Source organism: Stenotrophomonas sp. CFBP 13725, from assembly GCF_014841935.1.
Lineage (GTDB): Bacteria > Pseudomonadota > Gammaproteobacteria > Xanthomonadales > Xanthomonadaceae > Stenotrophomonas.
In genome coordinates this window covers 195,398-211,446 of record NZ_JACYUV010000002.1, presented here as the reverse complement: position 1 = coordinate 211,446, position 16,049 = coordinate 195,398, and the positions used below count along the sequence as shown (strand labels likewise).

Below are 16,049 nucleotides of genomic sequence, written 5' to 3'. Positions count from 1 at the left end.
CGGCTCTACCACGCGCGGTCGACGCTGCGGCCGCCGCTGCGCTCGCCGAGCGTGGCTCGGCGCTACCGGGCGAGCGGTGAATGGGCTTTGGTAGCGCCGAGCCGTGCTCGGCGGAATGGGTCAGCGCGCGCGGGTTGGGGCAGCCGACTGAAGTCGGCTCTACCCGGCGGCTCTACCAAGCGGCTCTATCCCGCCAGCAGGCGCTCGACCAGACGCTGGTACAGCGCGGGCAGCGCCTCCAGATCGGCGAGGGCTACGTTTTCGTCCACTTGATGGATGCTGGCGTTGACCGGCCCCACTTCGATGCACTGTGCGCCCAGCGGGGCGATGAAGCGTGCGTCGGAGGTACCGCCCCCGGTGCTCTCTTCCGGTGCGGCACCGGCAAACTCGCCCAGTACCTCGCGCGCTACGCGACGCAGCGTGCCTTCCGGCGTATAGAACGGCTCGCCGCTGCGGTGCCAGGCCAGCGTGTAGTCCAAGTCATGCCGATCCAGCAGCGCGGCGATCTCCCGCTCCAGCTTGTCCGCGTTCCAATGCGGGTTGTAACGCAGATTGAAGTCCACCTGGAGGTGGCCCGGAATCACGTTGTTGGCCCCGGTACCGGCCTGGATGTTGGACACCTGCAGACTGGTCGGTGGAAAACTTTCGAAGCCATCATCCCAGTGACGCGCCGCCAGCTCGGCCAGTGCCGGGGCAGCGAGATGGATCGGATTGCGTGCTTTCTCCGGGTAGGCCACGTGGCCCTGTACACCCTGCACACGCAGTTTTGCCGACAGGCTGCCGCGTCGGCCCACCCGCAACAGATCGCCCAGGCGCGCAGTGGACGACGGCTCGCCGGTTATGCACCAGTCGATGCGCTGGCCGCGTTCGGCGAACAAGCGCGCGACGTGGCGAACGCCGTCGATGGCATCGCCCTCCTCGTCGCTGGTCAACAGCACCGCCAAGGTGCCTGGATGATCAGGATGTGCGGCAACGAACTGCTCTGCAGCGATCACGAACGCGGCCACGCTGCCTTTCATGTCTGCAGCGCCACGCCCATACAGCACGCCATCGCGGACCGTCGGAACAAAGGGATCGCTGGCCCAGTCCGCGGCGGGGCCGGTGGGCACCACATCGGTGTGGCCGAGCAGCACCAGCACCGGCGCTCCGCTGCCATGGGTGGCCCACAGGTTGTCGACCTCGCCCAGCCGCAGGTGCTCGCAGGAAAAACCAGCCGCCTGCAGGCGGCCGCCGATCAGTTGCTGGCAGCCGGCGTCTTCCGGCGTGACCGACGGGCGCGCGATCAGATCGCAGGCCAGCTCCAGCACCGCGCTCACGCACCGACTCCGAAGCGTGCCTTGAAGCCGTTGTCGGTGAATCCCTGGCTGACCGTGCCGTCCCCGGTCACGACCACCGGACGTTTGATCAGCTGTGGATACTCGCGCAGCAGCAGCTTCCATTCCGCATCTGAGGCGGCTGCCTTGCGGTTGTCCGGCAACTGCCGCCACGTGGTCGAAGACCGGTTCACCATGGCGCCCAGGCCGCCCAGCTGCGCCGCCCAGGCCATCAAGGTATCCGGGTCCGGCTTGGCGTCGCGGTAATCAACGAATACGTAAGGAACGGCGAAGCGGTCGAGCCACTTCGTCGCCTTCTTGCAGGTATCGCAGTTCTTCAGCCCGTAGACGGTCGTGGTCATCGCGATCAGTCAGCCAGGCCGCGCAGCAGGTCATTGACGCTGGTCTTGCTGCGGGTCCTGGCGTCCACCTGCTTGACGATCACCGCGCAGTACAGCGAATGGCTGCCATCGGCGGACGGCAGCGACCCGGACACCACCACGCTGTACGGCGGAATGTAGCCGTAGCTGACTTCGCCGGTGGCGCGGTTGTAGATGCGGGTGCTCTGGCTCAGGAAGACGCCCATGCCGATCACGCTGTGATGGCCGACGACCACGCCCTCCACCACTTCCGAACGCGCGCCGATGAAGCAATGGTCTTCGATGATCGTCGGGCTGGCCTGCAGCGGTTCCAGCACGCCGCCGATGCCGGCGCCCCCGGACAGATGGCAGTGTTGGCCGATCTGCGCGCACGATCCCACCGTGGCCCACGTATCGACCATGGTGCCTTCGCCCACATAGGCGCCAATATTGGTGAAGCTCGGCATGAGCACGACGTCCTTGCCGAAATACGTACCGCGGCGTGCGATCGCACCTGGCACCACGCGCACGCCGCCACGGCGGAACTTCGCTTCATCGTAACCGGCGAAGCGCGATTCCACCTTGTCCCAGAACGGCGCAGGACGTGCGTCGACCACCGCCATGTCGTTGACCCGGAAATACAGCAGCACGGCTTTCTTCAGCCACTCGTTGACCTTCCAGCCGCCCTGCCCGTCGGGCTCGGCCACGCGGAATTCGCCGCTTTCCAGCCCGTCGATGACCCGGTTGACCAGCGGCTTGGTGGATCCTTCAAGCTCGTGCAGCGTCAGCGTGGCACGGCGCTCGAATGCGCTTTCGATACCGAACTTCAGCTCCGACACACCCGGCGCCGGCGGCTTGCGCAGCGACTTGCGCGCGATGTTGTCCGCCCGCGCCTTCTCGACCGGCACCTTCTTGCTCACGGCCTTGCGTGCCGCCGGCTTCTTCGTTGCTGCCGCTGCCGGTGCCGCCTTGGCGACCTTGGCCGTGCCGGCGGCCTTCTTCTTCGCTGACGCGGTCGGGGTGGCAACGGGTGCCTGACCCGCCTTCGGCTGGGGGGACGCTTTCTTGCTCGGCTTGGTGGCCATCAGGGGGTATCTCCGGCGTTTCTGTCAGGGTCCAGGCAGGACAACATCGCGTCCTGCAACTGCTGCCTGGCGGTTTCATCAAGGGGGAGGTCGTGCTCATCACTGATCACGAAGGTGTCTTCGGCGCGTTCGCCGAACGTGGCAATGCGTGCATCGTGCACACGCAGGCCCTGGTTGCGCAGCACGTGCGCCACATCGGCCAGCAGGCCGGGGCGGTCCGGTGCCACCAGGCTGAAACGGGTTCCTGCTGCTTCGCCAGCCTCATCGCGGAACTCGATGCGCGGGGCGAAACGGAAGTGGCGAAGCTGACGGGGAATGGCCCGACGCGAGGGACGCAGCTGCGACAGATCGCCCGACAGCGCGTCGCGCAGGGCAACCTCCAGCCGCAGCGGGTCGCCATCGGCGTAGGTGTCGGCCGGATTGACTTCGAACGTATCGAAGATCGTGTCCGACGGGCCGTCCAGCACGCGCGCGCGGTGGATGCCGTAGCCCTTGCGGTCCAGCGTCATGACGATGGCCGCGAACAGACCATCACGGTCGGGCGAATGCACGAACACTTCCAGCGCCGGGTCGTCGACGCTGATCGGTCGCACCTTCACCAGCGTATGCCCCTGGCGCACGGGCACCAATGCGGCCGCCTGCCAGGCCAACTGTTCCGGGCGCAGGCGGATGAAGCTTTCATCGGGCATCACCGCGAACTGGCGGTCGATGGTGGCGTCGTCGTAGCCATGCTCGCGCACCAGTTGGCGCACGGTATCGCGTGCTTCGGCAACCCGCTCGGCTGCTGGCAGCGGCGGCTCCAGGCCCTCGCGCAGCGCGCGACGGGTTGCGAAATACAGATCAGCGAGCAGCCGGTCTTTCCACGCATTCCAGAGCTTGGGGCTGGTGCCGGCGATATCCGCGCAGGTGAGCAGGTACAGATAATCCAGCCGCTCACGGGTGGCCACCAGGCTGGCAAAGCGATGGATCACTGCCGGGTCGGAGATGTCCTGCTTCTGCGCGGTCACCGACATGCGCAGGTGCTGTTCCACCAGCCACGCCACCAGATCGGTGTCCGCTGCACCCAGTTCGAGTGCCTGGCAGAACTGCCGTGCATCCACCGCGCCAAGCTCGGAATGATCTCCGCCTCGACCTTTGGCGATGTCGTGGAACAGCCCGGCCAGCAGCAGGAGCTCCGGCCGCCGCAGACGCGGCCACACTTCGTGAGCGATGGAGAACCGCTCCGCCGCGCGGCTGCTGGAAAATTCGCCGATGTTCCGCAGCACCATCAGGGTGTGCTGGTCCACGGTGTAGACATGGAACAGATCGAACTGCATCCGCCCGCTCACCTGCGCAAACGCGGGAATCCATTGCCCCAGCACGCCCAGCCGGGCCATGCGCGACAGCGTATCCACCGGTCGTGGCTGGCGCAGCAGCGACAGGAACTGCTGGCGGGCGGCCTGGGTCGCGTGCTCGAAGCTGGGCAACTGCGGCAGGGCTTCTGCCAAGGCACGTGCAGTCAGTGAGTGCAGCCCGCGTACCTGCGCGTTGTTGGCCCAACTGGAAAACAGGGAGAAAATCGCGCTGATGTCATCGCCGGGCCAGTGCGCATCATTGGCCGCCAGGTAACCGCGGCGCAGCGAGAAGCCGACGGTCAGCGGCTCGGGCACGGCTTCGCCGTCGAACTGTTCTTCGAAGCGCTGCAGCAGCCGGTCGCTGATCCGGCGCACCACCGACGCGGCGCGGTAGAAGCCCTGCATCATCTTCTCGACGCCCAGGCTCTCGACATCGTCGGCGAAGCCCAGGCGCGCGGCCAACGTTTTCTGGTAGTCGAAACGCAGGCGCTCTTCGGGCCGACCGGCAACCAGGTGCAGGCCGTAACGCAGCCCGGCCAGCACGCCGCGTTCGCGGTGCAGCGCAGCGGCCTCGTCGGCGCCCAGATGGCCCAGGCCGACCAGCGCCTCCAGGTCACGTACGCCAAACGCACGAAGCGCCATCCAGCCCAGCGTATTGAGATCACGCAGCCCGCCCGGTCCGTCCTTCAGATCCGGCTCCAGGTTGTCGGCGGTATCGCCAAAGCGCGCATGACGCGTGCGCAGCTCGTCCAGCTTGGCCAGGAAGAAAGCGCGTGGCGGCCACAAGGTGCCATCACTCATCGCCTGCCGCAGCGCGCGTCGCGCCGCATCGCCGGCCACCAGCGGGCGGGCTTCGATCAGTGCCGTCAGCACGGTCTGGTCGGCCGCGGCCTCACGGCATTGCTGCAGCGACCGCACCGCATGGCTGACCGGCAGCCCACAATCCCACAACAGGGCGAACAGCCGTGACAGCCCGGCTTCTGCCGCGTGCTGCGCGCTGGTTTCGCCCAGCACGAGCACATCGACGTCCGAACGCGGGAACAATTCGCCGCGCCCATAGCCGCCCACGGCGAACATCGCCAATGTATCGCCGGGCGGCATGCAGCGCTGCCACGCCAGGCGGATCAGGTGGTCCGCCGCGCGTGCGCGCAGCGCAAGCAGGCGCTCGATGCGGTCACCCTGGTCGAAGCGCCGATGCAGCCGCGCATCGGCCTGCTGCAGCGCCTGACGCGCCGCAGCGGCCCAGTCGGCATCCGGAGCCGAGTCTGCCGGCGCGTCCAGCATCGAACCCGCCGGCAACATCGTCAGGCGACCTGCGATTCGCCGGGGGACAGGGTCAGTACGTCAACACCGGTCTCGGTGACCGCGACCATGTGTTCCCACTGCGCCGACAACTTGCGATCCTTGGTCACCACGGTCCAGCCATCGGGCAGCACCTTGTTGTAGCGGGTGCCCTCGTTGATCATCGGTTCGATGGTGAAGGTCATGCCCGGCTGCAGCACCAGGCCCTGGCCGGGGCGGCCGTAGTGCACCACCTGCGGCTCGTCGTGGTAGACCTTGCCGATGCCGTGGCCGCAGTACTCGCGCACCACGCTGAAGCGCTCGCCCTCGGCATAGCTCTGGATCGCATGACCGATGTCACCCAGCGTTGCGCCCGGCTTCACTGCACGGATGCCGCGCCACATGGCCTCATAGGTCGCATCGACCAGGCGCTTGGCCATGACCGACGGCGTACCGACGTAATACATGCGGCTGGTATCGCCGTGCCAGCCGTCCTTGATCACGGTGACGTCGATGTTGACGATGTCGCCGTCCTTCAACACCTTCGCTTCGCTCGGGATGCCGTGGCAGATCACGTTGTTGACCGAGGTGCACACGCTCTTCGGGAAGCCACGGTAGCCGACGTTGGCCGGCACGGTCTTCTGCACGTTGACGATGTGATCATGGCAGATGCGGTCCAGCTCTTCGGTGGTGACACCGGGCTTGACGAAGGGCGTGACGATGTCCAGCACCTCACTGGCCAGACGGCCAGCCTCACGCATCAGTTCGATTTCCTGGGGGGTTTTCAGATTTACGCTCATGGGGACCATTATCGCCGATCCGGCGCCGATGCTGAACGGGTTCCTGCACGGACCGACAGCGCGGGTTTGGACTCACCGCTCGCAGGCGATCGGTCAAAACTGTGACGCAGGTCTGGATGCGCTCACTCCGTGCCCACGGCGGATTGTTATAAACGACGTGCAACAACGCGTTCGACTGCATCGCCCCGGTTCAGGACCCTGAAGGGTCCAAGGAGATCCCGCCCATGCGCTCTACTCGTAGTTTCCGCCGTCTCGCCCTCAGTGGACTGACCCTCTGCCTCGCAGCTGCGGCCCTGCCCGCCTTCGCGCAGAACAGCGTCACGTTCAATGTGCGTATCGCCATCACGACGTCGTGCACCATTGCCGCGGCTGCCCCTACCGACGTCGATTTCGGCACCGTGGCGTCCACGGCCACCGCACCGGTGCTGGCCCAAGGCACCATCACCGCGCAGTGCTCCGCGCTGACGCCCTACTCGATCGCCCTGAACGCCGGCAGCAACGCCGCGACCGCCGGTGATGTCACCACCCGCCGCATGCGCAACGTCGATGCAGGCGTGACCACCAACAACTTCGTCGGCTATCAGCTGTACCAGGACGCGGGACGCACCAACGTCTGGGGCGCTACGACGGCCACCAACACCGTTGCCGCAGTGGGCACGGGGCTGCCACAGGCCTACAACGTGTACGGCCGCGTGCTCAATCCCAGCGTGAACAACGCCGCGGCCGGTTCCTACCTGGATACGGTCACCGCCACGATCACCTACTGAAGAGGGTGATCGCGATGGTCATTGAACGATGCCGATGGCACACCATCGGCCTGGCGGCGCTGTGCGCGCTGCTTATCCCGCTCGACGCGCTTGCCGCCAGCCTGCAGGTGGCGCCCACGCGGATCGAGCTGCGCCCGGGCCAGACCAGCGAGGCGCTGTGGCTGACCAATACCGGTACGGCCCCCATGCAGGTCCAGGTGCGCGTCTTCCAGTGGCTGCAGTCCGACGGACAGGACCAGTTGCTCGAAACGCGGGATATCCAGCCCAGCCCCCCGGTGCATGACATCGCCGCGGGACAGCAGCAGTTAGTGCGGCTGGTGCGCATGGGAGAAACGGATGAGACGCGCCAGCGCGCGTACCGGGTGGTCGTTGACGAGCTCCCCCGCCTGGATCCGGATGCCAAGGGCATGCAGTTCGTGCTGCGCTATTCCGTCCCCCTGTTCCTGCAGCCGGCTGACGCCGCCAAGCTGCAGCCCCGGCTGAGCGCGCGCCCCCTCCCCATGGCCGATGGCAGCCCGGGCATCGAGGTACGCAACGAGGGCGATGGCCATGCCCAGCTGGCCGACGTGGCGCTGGGCGATCCGCAGCGCCCCCGGATCGTACGGCCGGGTCTGGTGGGCTATGTCCTGCCCGGCCAGGTCATGCACTGGACACTGGACACCGCCTCCCTGCCGGAAGCGGCCTCGTTCTCGGCGAAGATAAATGGCGAACCGGCGCAGACGCCGCTGCCTGCGACGGCACCGGCTCGCTGAGGCCGCCATGCGCATCCTGCTCGGCCTGGTGCCGGCGAGCGCCTACGCCGCCGACGTGGTCGCCACCGGCGCCATGCCGGATGCGCTGTTGCCGCCTCCCACCCCGCTCACCGCCAGCCAGTCGCTGTACCTGGAGGTCAGCCTGAACCAGGCACCGCGCGGCCTGTTGCCCTTCACCGACGACCACGGGCGACTGCAGGCCAGTCCCCAGGTGCTGCGCCAGCTCGGCTTTCCCGCGCGCGGTGATGCACCGGTCTATCTGGACCAGTTGATGGGGGTACAGGTGCGCTATGACGCGCGCATGCAGACGCTCGCGCTGGATGCGCCGCTGGACGCGTTGCAGTTGCCCACCACGGCAGTGGGCGCACGCCCGGCGGACATTCCCGTGGCCAGCTCCAGCCCCGGCGTCCTGCTCAATTACGATCTCTACGGCACGCACGTCGCAGATCTGTCCAGCCTGGCGCTGACATCGGAAGTACGTCTGTTCGGCATCGGCCGTGGCACGTTGTCCAACCTTGCCCTGCAGCGCAGGTTCCAGGACGGTGACGCGCGACGTTGGCGCAGCGACAGCGTGCGCCTGGACACACGTTGGACCCTGGATTTCCCGCAGCAGGCGGTCACGCTGGAAGTCGGCGATTTTTACAGCGGCTTTCTCGACTGGAGTCGTCCGGTGCGCATGGGCGGGTTGCAGATCGGGCGCAACTACGGCCTGCAGCCCTACCGCGTGTTATCGCCCACGCCCAGCTTCCTTGGCCAGGCCGTGGTGCCCAGCAACGTCGAGCTGTACGTGGACGGGCTGCGCCAGTACAGCGGGGCCGTGCCGGTAGGCCCGTTCCAGCTGGCGACGCAGCCGGGCATCAGCGGCACCGGTACCGCGCAGGTGGTCATCACGGATGCGTTCGGCCGCACGCGCACCGTGGACTTCGATTTCTATGGCACCCAGCAACTGCTGGCGCGGGGCCTGACCGACTGGTCAGTGGGCGTGGGCCGTCTGCGCGAGGACTACGGGGTGCGTTCTTTCGCCTACGACAACCGCACCCTGGCCAGTGCGACCTGGCGGCATGGCGTCAGCGACGGGTTCACCGCCGAAGCCCATGCCGAGGCCGGTGGCGGGCTGCGCACGGCCGGGGTGGGCGGCGGCTGGCTGGCAGGTCGCGCCGGGGTGGTCACCCTGGCCTATGCACGCAGCGCGCTGGGGGCGCTGGAGGGCGGGCAGTACTCGGTGGGCTACAACTGGAACAACCGGCGCTACAACCTCAACCTGCTCAGTCGCCGCACCCACGGCGATTACCGCGACCTGGGCGCCCTGCAGGACAGCCTGCCAGCGGACATCACCGAGCAGGCCACGTTCGGCGTCAGCCTGGACCGGCTGGGTGCGTTCAGTGCCAGCTACCTGCGCTTGCGCCAGGCGGAAGGCCAGGACGACCGCTACGCCAGCGTGTTCTGGTCGCGCACCTTCGCCCAGCGCTGGTCGGCCTATGTGTCGGTGAACCAGAACCTGAGCGACGGCGGCGACCGCAGTATCTACGCCTCGGTGGCGACGACCCTGGGGCGTGACCGACAAGCCAGCGCCGCCGTGCAGCACAACGGGGGCGAGGCGCTGTACAGCGTGGACGTCTCGCAACCCGTGCCCGGCGACGGGGGTGGCAATGGCATGGGCTGGCGCGTGCAGGCGCGCCAGGGTGACCGCGGCACCGGCGGGCTCGCAGAGGCCGGCTGGCTGACCCCGACCGGCCGCTACGCGCTGGGGGCGGTGCATGAGGGCGGCAGCACCTATGGCTACGCCAACGCCGGTGGCGCGCTGGTGTGGATGGGCGGCCACCTGTTCGCCGCGCGCGAGGTCAACGATGCCTTCGCGGTGGTGTCCACGGGGGGCATCGAAGGCGTGCCCGTGCGGCTGGAAAACCGTCCCGTCGGCATCACCAACCGACGCGGCCTGCTGCTGGTCAGCCCGCTGCTGTCCTGGCAGCGCAACCGCCTGTCCATCGATACCCTGGGCCTGCCGGCAGACATCGCCGCCGAGCGCGTGGACGATTGGGTGACGCCGAGTCAGGGCGCCGGACTGGGCGTGAGCTTCGGATTGCGGCGCAGTCGCGCGGTGCAGCTGGTCGTGCACGATGTCGCCGGGCAACCGCTGCCCGCAGGGAGCGTGGCGCGGTTTGGCGAGCAGGGTGACGCCGTGGTCGGCTATGACGGCGCGCTGTACATCCAGGACCTGCCCAGCAACGGCAGGTTGGACATCGCCACCAGCGAAGGACGCTGCGTGCTTACCGTACCGCCCCTCCCGGTCGCAGCCGACGGTGCCATTCCACGCCTCGGTCCGCTTGCCTGCCAGCCGGTGGCCGACGGGGACGTGCAATGAACCGCATGGGGCTGCCCGGCATCCTGGTGCTGCTCATGCTGTTGGCCTGGCCGCGTGCTGCCCACGCCGACACGACATGCACCGCCACCGCCACGGCCGTAGCCTTCGGCAATGTGGGCAACATGGCGGGCTCGGCCACGCCCGCCAGCATGGGCATCAGCATCACGTGTGCCACCAGCGGACTGACCGTGCTGGCCAATGTCCGCGTGCGCCTGTGCGTGGGCATCGGCAGCGGCAGCGCCGGCACCACCCTTCTGCCAACCCGGCAACTGGCCAATGCCAGCGGCGATACGCTGGCGTTCCAGCTGTACACCGACGCGGCCCAGCAGGTGCCGTGGGGCCTGCTGCAGGGAGGTGCGCCGCCCGCGCAGGACCTGCAGATCAGCTACTCCGCCCCGCTGCTCGGCGGCAGCACCACCACATCCACCACCGTGTACGGGCTTGTCCCCGCCAACCAGTCGTTGGCCACGGGCACCTACAGCAGCAGCTTCAACCAGGCCAATGTCACCTTGACCTATGCCTACAACGAAGTAGTCATCGGCACACCGACCATGCCGGCCAGTTGCACCGCCCCGGCCGCCACCAACCGCAAGACCGCCATCAACAGCTTTCCTTTCACCGCCACCGCCACGGTGCTGCCCCAGTGCGGCAGCTATCTGGTGACCGACATGGATTTCGGCAGCGCGGCAGGACGCATCGGCAGTGCCATCGACCAGACCGCCCAGCTGACCCTCACCTGCGTGCGCCGCACGCCGTTCAACGTCTCCCTGGACAACGGCCTGTACGCATCCGCAGGCACGCGCCGGATGCGCCATGCCACCAGCAGCACCGCCTTCATTCCCTACGAGCTGTACCGCAATGCCGCGCGTACCCAGCGCTGGGGCAACGCGATCGGTACCGATACCGTCGCCGGCACCGGCACCGGCGTTGCCCAGCAGATCACCATCCACGGACGTGCCCCCGCCACCAGCGGCGCCCTGCCAGTGGCCGGCAACTACAGTGATCGGATAACGGTGACCATCACTTACTGATCAACCGCCCTCGTTGCCGGTTAAAGCGCGCTCTGTCACAGCCGATATCCCGTCAGGTATCGGCTGCAGGAGAACGAGGATGGGTCATCACACAGGGCGGAGCCTGCTGGCCGCCATGGCCGTCCTGTACGCAGCCGGCGCTGGCGCTTCGGCGTCGGACACTCTGCGCCTGCGCATGCAGATCGTGGAAAGCTGCACCGATCCCGCACCGGCCCGGACGGCCCCGACCGACAGCCGCGTCCAGTGCAGCGCGCCGCACCGGCGTGGCGAACCGGCGCGCTTTCCCGCACAGCTGCAACGCCTCGCACCGCCACAGCGCCCCGGCGAACGCAGCGAGCGCGGCGCGGACACGGTGGTGTTCTGATGCGGCAGCGCGTGCCCGTTGCCGCCACCCTGGCCTTGTTGGCAGCGACCGGCGTTGCGCCGCGCACCCTGGCACTGGAACTTCAACCGACCACGCTGCAGCTGGCACAGGGGCAGGCCCAGGGGGAACTCTGGCTGGGCAACCCCGGCCCTGAGCCGTGGGCCGGCCGGATCCAGATCCTGCACTGGGTGCAGACCGAAGGACGCGATGCCCTGCAGCCGAGCGCGGACGTGGTCGCCAGCCCTGCGCTGCCACGCCTGCCGGGTGGCACGCGCCAACGTATCCGGCTGGTGTTGCCACACCCCCTTCCTGCAGGCGTCGAACGCGCGTATCGCGTGCTGGTGGAACCCACCGACCCCCGCCTGCCCCGGTACTCACTGCCCTTGTTCATCACACCTGCGGGGCCGACTGGCAAGGCGACCCTGCAGGTAGGCGTGCAACGTCGCACCGCCGACGCGTCCTGCCTGTACCTGCATAATCCGGACCTGCGCAGGGCGCGGCTGGCCGATCTGGCTTTCGTTGATCGCGACGGCGGGATCCAGGTGTTGCAGTCCGGACTGGCCGGCTATGTACTGCCCGGCGCCTCGGTGTGCTGGGACCTGCCACAGCGGGCTGACCACTATGCAGGCGGGCGGTTCCAGGCCCGACGCGATGGCGCCGATAGCGGGCTCCTTGCCGAGATTGCAGTGGCCGCCAGCAGCGGGCTATAATCCGCGGATTCCTGCCGCATCCGTGCGCGGGACATCGTCCACACCGGACGTCACCGGTGAATCCACACCCATTGTCCCGATCCGTGCCGGGGTGCCCCGCAAGGGGTTCGGCCACGGAGACGATGGGGAAGCCCAACCCCGGAACCATTCATGCGCGCCCGCGCCGTCCCGCACACTTTCCGCGGGCGTCCTCCAGGGGACATCGGTGCACGCAGGTTCCCTGTCAGGAGTAATGCAATGCCCCAGATCACCATGCGCCAGATGCTTGAAGCCGGCGTCCATTTCGGCCACCAGACCCGTTACTGGAACCCGAAAATGGCTCCGTACATCTTCGGTGCCCGCGGCAAGATCCACATCATCAACCTGGAAAAGACCGTCCCGCTGTTCAACGATGCGATGAACTTCATCTCCTCGATCGCACAGAAGCGCGGCATCATCCTGTTCCTGGGCACCAAGCGCAGCGCGCGTGAGTCGATCCGCGAAGAAGCCGAGCGTTGCGGCATGCCGTTCATGAACCAGCGTTGGCTGGGCGGCACCCTGACCAACTTCCGTACCGTGAAGCAGTCGGTTGCCCGCCTGAAGGAACTGGAAGCCGGTGAGAACGACGGCAGCTTCGAGAAGCTGGTCAAGCACGAAGTGCTGGGCCTGCGTCGCGAGCGCGACAAGCTGGAAGCCTCGCTGGGCGGCATCAAGGACATGAACCGTCTGCCCGACGCGATCTTCGTCATCGATATCGGCCACGAAGACATCGCCATCAAGGAAGCCAAGAAGCTCGGCATCCCGGTGATCGCCGTGGTTGATACCAACTACAACCCGGAACTGGTCGATTACGCCATCCCGGGCAACGACGATGCCATCCGCGCCGTGCAGCTGTACGCCCGCGCTGCAGCTGACTCCGTGCTGGAAGGCAAGGCGGCTGCTCCGCATTCGGCCACCGTGCGCGAAGAAGAGTTCGCCGACGCTGCCGCTGAAGGCGAAGAGGCCAAGCCGGCCCGTCGCGCTCCGGCCAAGAAGGCTGCCGAGAAGAAGTCGGGCGAAGCCCAGGCCTGATCCAGGCCCCCGGTGGGCGCCCTGCGCCCACCTCCCCTGCATGTCGCCACTGGCGGCTGACAGGGCCATGTCATACGGGCCGGCCATCATGCCGGCCCAACCCCTTTCTTTCTGAGGAAATCCCATGGAAATCACTGCTTCCCTGGTCAAGGAACTGCGCGAGCGCACCGGCGCCGGCATGATGGAGTGCAAGAAGGCGCTCGTCGAAAACAACGGCGACATCGAGCTGTCCATCGAAGCGCTGCGCAAGTCGGGTCTGGCCAAGGCCGACAAGAAGGCTGACCGCGTTGCGGCCGAAGGCATCATCCGCGCCGCACAGAACGGCGGCACCGCGGTGCTGGTCGAAATCAACTCCGAAACCGACTTCGTCGCCAAGGATGAGAACTTCACCAACTTCGCCGATTCGGTCGTTGCTGCCGCACTGTCCTCGGGCGCTGCCGACATCGCAACCCTGAACGACGTCAAGCTGGCGTCGGGCGAGACCATCAACGAGACCCGCGCTGCGGTGATCGCCAAGGTCGGTGAGAAGGTCGACGTGCGTCGCATCGTGCGCCTGGAAAGCACCCACAACGTGGCCGCCTACGTCCACGGTGGCCGCATCGGCGTGCTGGTGGAACTGGCCGGCGGCGACGCCGAGCTGGCCCGTGGCCTGGCCATGCACGTGGCAGCGATGAACCCGCCGCACAACAAGGCGGCCGATGTGCCGGCCGAGTTCGTTGCCAAGGAAAAGGAAATCGAGCTGGCCAAGATGACCGACAAGGACAAGGCCAAGCCGGCCGACATCCTCGAGAAGATCATCAGCGGCAAGATCGCCAAGATCGTCAACGAAGTGACCCTGTACGGCCAGCCGTACGTGCTGGACACCAACCAGTCGGTCGAGCAGGTACTGAAGGCCGCGGGTGCCGAAGTGATCGGCTTCCAGCGTCTGGCCGTCGGCGAAGGCATCGAGAAGGTGGTGGAAGACTACGCCGCCGAAGTGATGAAGCAGGCTGGCCTGGCCTGATCGCCCGGTTGACCTGATTCACGGAAAAGCCGCGCTCTGCGCGGCTTTTTTTTGTTTCCCACGATGCCGGTCGCGTTCGCTATCGCCGCGCCATGCTTGGCAGGATCCTCGAACGCCGCTGCGCTCGCCGACCGTGGGTCGGCGCTACCCACCGCGGCGCCTTTGCGTTATGTGGCGTTCGGACCGATACTCTTTCCAGGGGAGTTCGTAGGGTGCAAGGGGCATTACGCAGATCTGTGACGGAACCCCTATCCCGCCACATGTGAATGAACGACCCGATATGCCTCCTGAGCTGACAGCCGTCCTGGCGCTCTGCCGCAATCTTCCGTCGCCCCCCGGCATTGCCCTGCGCATCATCGAACTTGCCCAGGATCCCGAAGCGGACATCACCACCGCCGCCGACATCATCGCCATCGACATGGCGCTGAGTGCTCGCATGCTGCGTATCGCCAATTCGCCGCTGTATGCCAGCCGCCGCCGGATAGAAAACCTCGGCCAGGCGCTGACCATGCTGGGCCTGAACGCGACCATCAGCCTTGCCCTTGGATTCACCGTGACCCAGGGCCTGCTGGCCCGCGACAGTGGCAATGGCCATGACCTGCGCGAACGCGTCTGGCGTCGCAGCATCCTCAGTGCGCTGGCCGCCAGCCAGCTAGGCCAGGCCCGCGGCCTGCGCCGACTGGAAGAACTGATGCTGGCCGGTCTGCTGCAGGATATCGGCATCCTCGCCCTGCTGCAGTCACACGCGGACACCTACCAGCCGCTGCTGCGCGAGGCGGATGACAACGCCGCCCTGCTGGCCGCCGAGCGCACGCAGCTGCAGTGCACGCATGCGGACGTCGGCACGTGGATGGCCGGCCAGTGGGACCTGCCGCGCTACCTTGCCGAGTCCATCGCCCACAGCGAGGACGCCACGCTGTCCGACGACCATTTCCAGGCCTGTGTGCAGCTCTCCGGCACCGTGGCGGACATCTGGCTCGACACCGATCCTGACGCGGCCCGCGAACGCGCCTTGGCCCAGGTGCATGCGCGGCTTGGGCTGGACAGTGCGCAGTTCGACCAGGTGCTGGCAAAAATCAGCGAGGCGCTGCCGACCATCGCCAGCCTGTTCGACACCGCCCCCACCACGCCCACGCGCGTACAGCTGCTCATCGACCACGCACAGGAACTTGCCACGCTGCGCAACCTGCGTCAGCTGCAGGATGCCGAGCAGGCCCGGCGCCGCGCCGATGAGTTCGAAGCGCGCGCCAAGCGGCTGACCGAGCAGTCGCACCGCGATGCACTGACCGGCGTCCTCAACCGCCGCCAGCTGGAAGCCGTGCTGGAGCAGGAATTCCTGCGCGCGACGCGGCATGGCTGGCCGCTGTCGGTGGCCTTCATCGACTTGGACGACTTCAAGAAGATCAACGATGCGCATGGTCACCTGACCGGCGACGAAGTGCTGCGCGAGTTCGCCGGCAACCTGCAGGGCAAGCTGCGCACCAGCGATACGGTCGCGCGTTTTGGTGGCGAAGAGTTCGTCGCCCTGCTGCCGAACACCACCGAATCGGTCGCGCTGGATGTGATCCGCCGCGTACTGGCCAGCATCGTCATCACGCCGATGGCCATGAGCGAAGGCGGCCCACTGTTCGTCACGTTCTCCGCCGGCGTCGCGACCCAAGGGGGTTACGAGCGTTTCGCCGATGTGCAGGACCTGCTGCGCGCTGCCGATGACGTGCTGTACCGCTCCAAGAACCTGGGCCGCAACCGCGTCATCGCCCGCTCGCCCAGCGACGAGCCGTTCACCCGGGCCACGATGGAAAGCGGCAGCGCGGCCTGAACCCAGGCTCGCCAGCACA

General features: G+C 67.2%; 14 protein-coding genes. 9 read left to right on the top strand and 5 right to left on the bottom strand.

The features are described from left to right. Positions 1 to 185: 185 nt before the first annotated feature. From dapE to map, 5 genes are read right to left on the bottom strand one after another with little or no spacing between them, the layout of a single operon-like run. Positions 186 to 1,316, bottom strand: a complete 1,131-nt coding sequence (gene dapE, locus IFT65_RS04025; protein WP_188324558.1) for a succinyl-diaminopimelate desuccinylase — start codon at positions 1,314 to 1,316, stop codon at positions 186 to 188. Further along, a complete protein-coding gene (locus tag IFT65_RS04020) occupies positions 1,313 to 1,675 on the bottom strand; it encodes a Spx/MgsR family RNA polymerase-binding regulatory protein (RefSeq protein WP_188324559.1) in 363 nt (120 codons plus the stop codon). Before IFT65_RS04020 ends, dapE begins: the two co-directional genes overlap by 4 nt. 5 nt (positions 1,676 to 1,680) lie before the next feature. Beyond that, positions 1,681 to 2,757, bottom strand: a complete 1,077-nt coding sequence (dapD, locus tag IFT65_RS04015; protein WP_188324560.1) for a 2,3,4,5-tetrahydropyridine-2,6-dicarboxylate N-succinyltransferase — start codon at positions 2,755 to 2,757, stop codon at positions 1,681 to 1,683. Next, a complete protein-coding gene (locus tag IFT65_RS04010) occupies positions 2,757 to 5,393 on the bottom strand; it encodes a [protein-PII] uridylyltransferase (protein WP_192080367.1) in 2,637 nt (878 codons plus the stop codon). The genes dapD and IFT65_RS04010 overlap by 1 nt, the downstream gene beginning before the upstream one ends. Before the next feature lie 2 nt (positions 5,394 to 5,395). Further along, on the bottom strand, positions 5,396 to 6,172 hold the full coding sequence (map, locus tag IFT65_RS04005) for a type I methionyl aminopeptidase (protein ID WP_197973995.1): 777 nt from the start codon (positions 6,170 to 6,172) through the stop codon (positions 5,396 to 5,398). 224 nt (positions 6,173 to 6,396) lie between these two features. Here map and IFT65_RS04000 point away from each other — a divergent pair, with 224 nt between their 5' ends. The 9 genes from IFT65_RS04000 (at position 6,397) to IFT65_RS03960 (ending at position 16,030) form a co-directional block, all read left to right on the top strand. Then, complete coding sequence (locus tag IFT65_RS04000) at positions 6,397 to 6,939, top strand: spore coat U domain-containing protein (RefSeq protein WP_192080363.1); 543 nt, start codon at positions 6,397 to 6,399, stop codon at positions 6,937 to 6,939. A 14-nt stretch (positions 6,940 to 6,953) separates the two neighbouring features. Continuing rightward, positions 6,954 to 7,691 (top strand): molecular chaperone, encoded by a 738-nt coding sequence (locus tag IFT65_RS03995; RefSeq protein ID WP_192080362.1) that lies wholly within the window; start codon positions 6,954 to 6,956, stop codon positions 7,689 to 7,691. Positions 7,692 to 7,698: 7 nt separating this feature from the next. Then, entirely contained in the window at positions 7,699 to 10,053 is a 2,355-nt protein-coding gene (locus IFT65_RS03990) for a fimbria/pilus outer membrane usher protein (protein WP_192080360.1), read from the top strand. Continuing rightward, positions 10,050 to 11,084, top strand: a complete 1,035-nt coding sequence (locus tag IFT65_RS03985) for a spore coat protein U domain-containing protein (RefSeq protein WP_249405036.1) — start codon at positions 10,050 to 10,052, stop codon at positions 11,082 to 11,084. The genes IFT65_RS03990 and IFT65_RS03985 overlap by 4 nt, the downstream gene beginning before the upstream one ends. Positions 11,085 to 11,163: 79 nt before the next feature. After that, complete coding sequence (locus tag IFT65_RS03980; protein ID WP_192080358.1) at positions 11,164 to 11,448, top strand: hypothetical protein; 285 nt, start codon at positions 11,164 to 11,166, stop codon at positions 11,446 to 11,448. Next, entirely contained in the window at positions 11,448 to 12,158 is a 711-nt protein-coding gene (locus IFT65_RS03975; protein ID WP_192080356.1) for a fimbria/pilus periplasmic chaperone, read from the top strand. The genes IFT65_RS03980 and IFT65_RS03975 overlap by 1 nt, the downstream gene beginning before the upstream one ends. A 237-nt stretch (positions 12,159 to 12,395) precedes the next feature. Beyond that, complete coding sequence (rpsB, locus tag IFT65_RS03970) at positions 12,396 to 13,208, top strand: 30S ribosomal protein S2 (RefSeq protein ID WP_188324569.1); 813 nt, start codon at positions 12,396 to 12,398, stop codon at positions 13,206 to 13,208. 124 nt (positions 13,209 to 13,332) lie between these two features. Then, complete coding sequence (gene tsf, locus IFT65_RS03965) at positions 13,333 to 14,211, top strand: translation elongation factor Ts (protein WP_192080354.1); 879 nt, start codon at positions 13,333 to 13,335, stop codon at positions 14,209 to 14,211. 280 nt (positions 14,212 to 14,491) lie between these two features. Next, entirely contained in the window at positions 14,492 to 16,030 is a 1,539-nt protein-coding gene (locus IFT65_RS03960; RefSeq protein WP_192080353.1) for a GGDEF domain-containing protein, read from the top strand. Positions 16,031 to 16,049: the final 19 nt, after the last annotated feature.

Excerpts from the sequence above, each read along its gene's own strand:
- IFT65_RS03985 (WP_249405036.1), top strand. The coding sequence starts at position 10,050 with ATGAACCGCATGGGGCTGCCCGGCATCCTGGTGCTGCTCATGCTGTTG.
- map (WP_197973995.1), bottom strand. The coding sequence starts at position 6,172 with ATGAGCGTAAATCTGAAAACCCCCCAGGAAATCGAACTGATGCGTGAG.
- tsf (WP_192080354.1), top strand. The coding sequence starts at position 13,333 with ATGGAAATCACTGCTTCCCTGGTCAAGGAACTGCGCGAGCGCACCGGC.
- IFT65_RS04000 (WP_192080363.1), top strand. The coding sequence starts at position 6,397 with ATGCGCTCTACTCGTAGTTTCCGCCGTCTCGCCCTCAGTGGACTGACC.
- IFT65_RS03975 (WP_192080356.1), top strand. The coding sequence starts at position 11,448 with ATGCGGCAGCGCGTGCCCGTTGCCGCCACCCTGGCCTTGTTGGCAGCG.
- IFT65_RS03995 (WP_192080362.1), top strand. The coding sequence starts at position 6,954 with ATGGTCATTGAACGATGCCGATGGCACACCATCGGCCTGGCGGCGCTG.
- IFT65_RS04020 (WP_188324559.1), bottom strand. The coding sequence starts at position 1,675 with ATGACCACGACCGTCTACGGGCTGAAGAACTGCGATACCTGCAAGAAG.
- IFT65_RS03960 (WP_192080353.1), top strand. The coding sequence starts at position 14,492 with ATGCCTCCTGAGCTGACAGCCGTCCTGGCGCTCTGCCGCAATCTTCCG.
- rpsB (WP_188324569.1), top strand. The coding sequence starts at position 12,396 with ATGCCCCAGATCACCATGCGCCAGATGCTTGAAGCCGGCGTCCATTTC.
- IFT65_RS03980 (WP_192080358.1), top strand. The coding sequence starts at position 11,164 with ATGGGTCATCACACAGGGCGGAGCCTGCTGGCCGCCATGGCCGTCCTG.
- IFT65_RS04010 (WP_192080367.1), bottom strand. The coding sequence starts at position 5,393 with ATGTTGCCGGCGGGTTCGATGCTGGACGCGCCGGCAGACTCGGCTCCG.
- IFT65_RS03990 (WP_192080360.1), top strand. The coding sequence starts at position 7,699 with ATGCGCATCCTGCTCGGCCTGGTGCCGGCGAGCGCCTACGCCGCCGAC.
- dapD (WP_188324560.1), bottom strand. The coding sequence starts at position 2,757 with ATGGCCACCAAGCCGAGCAAGAAAGCGTCCCCCCAGCCGAAGGCGGGT.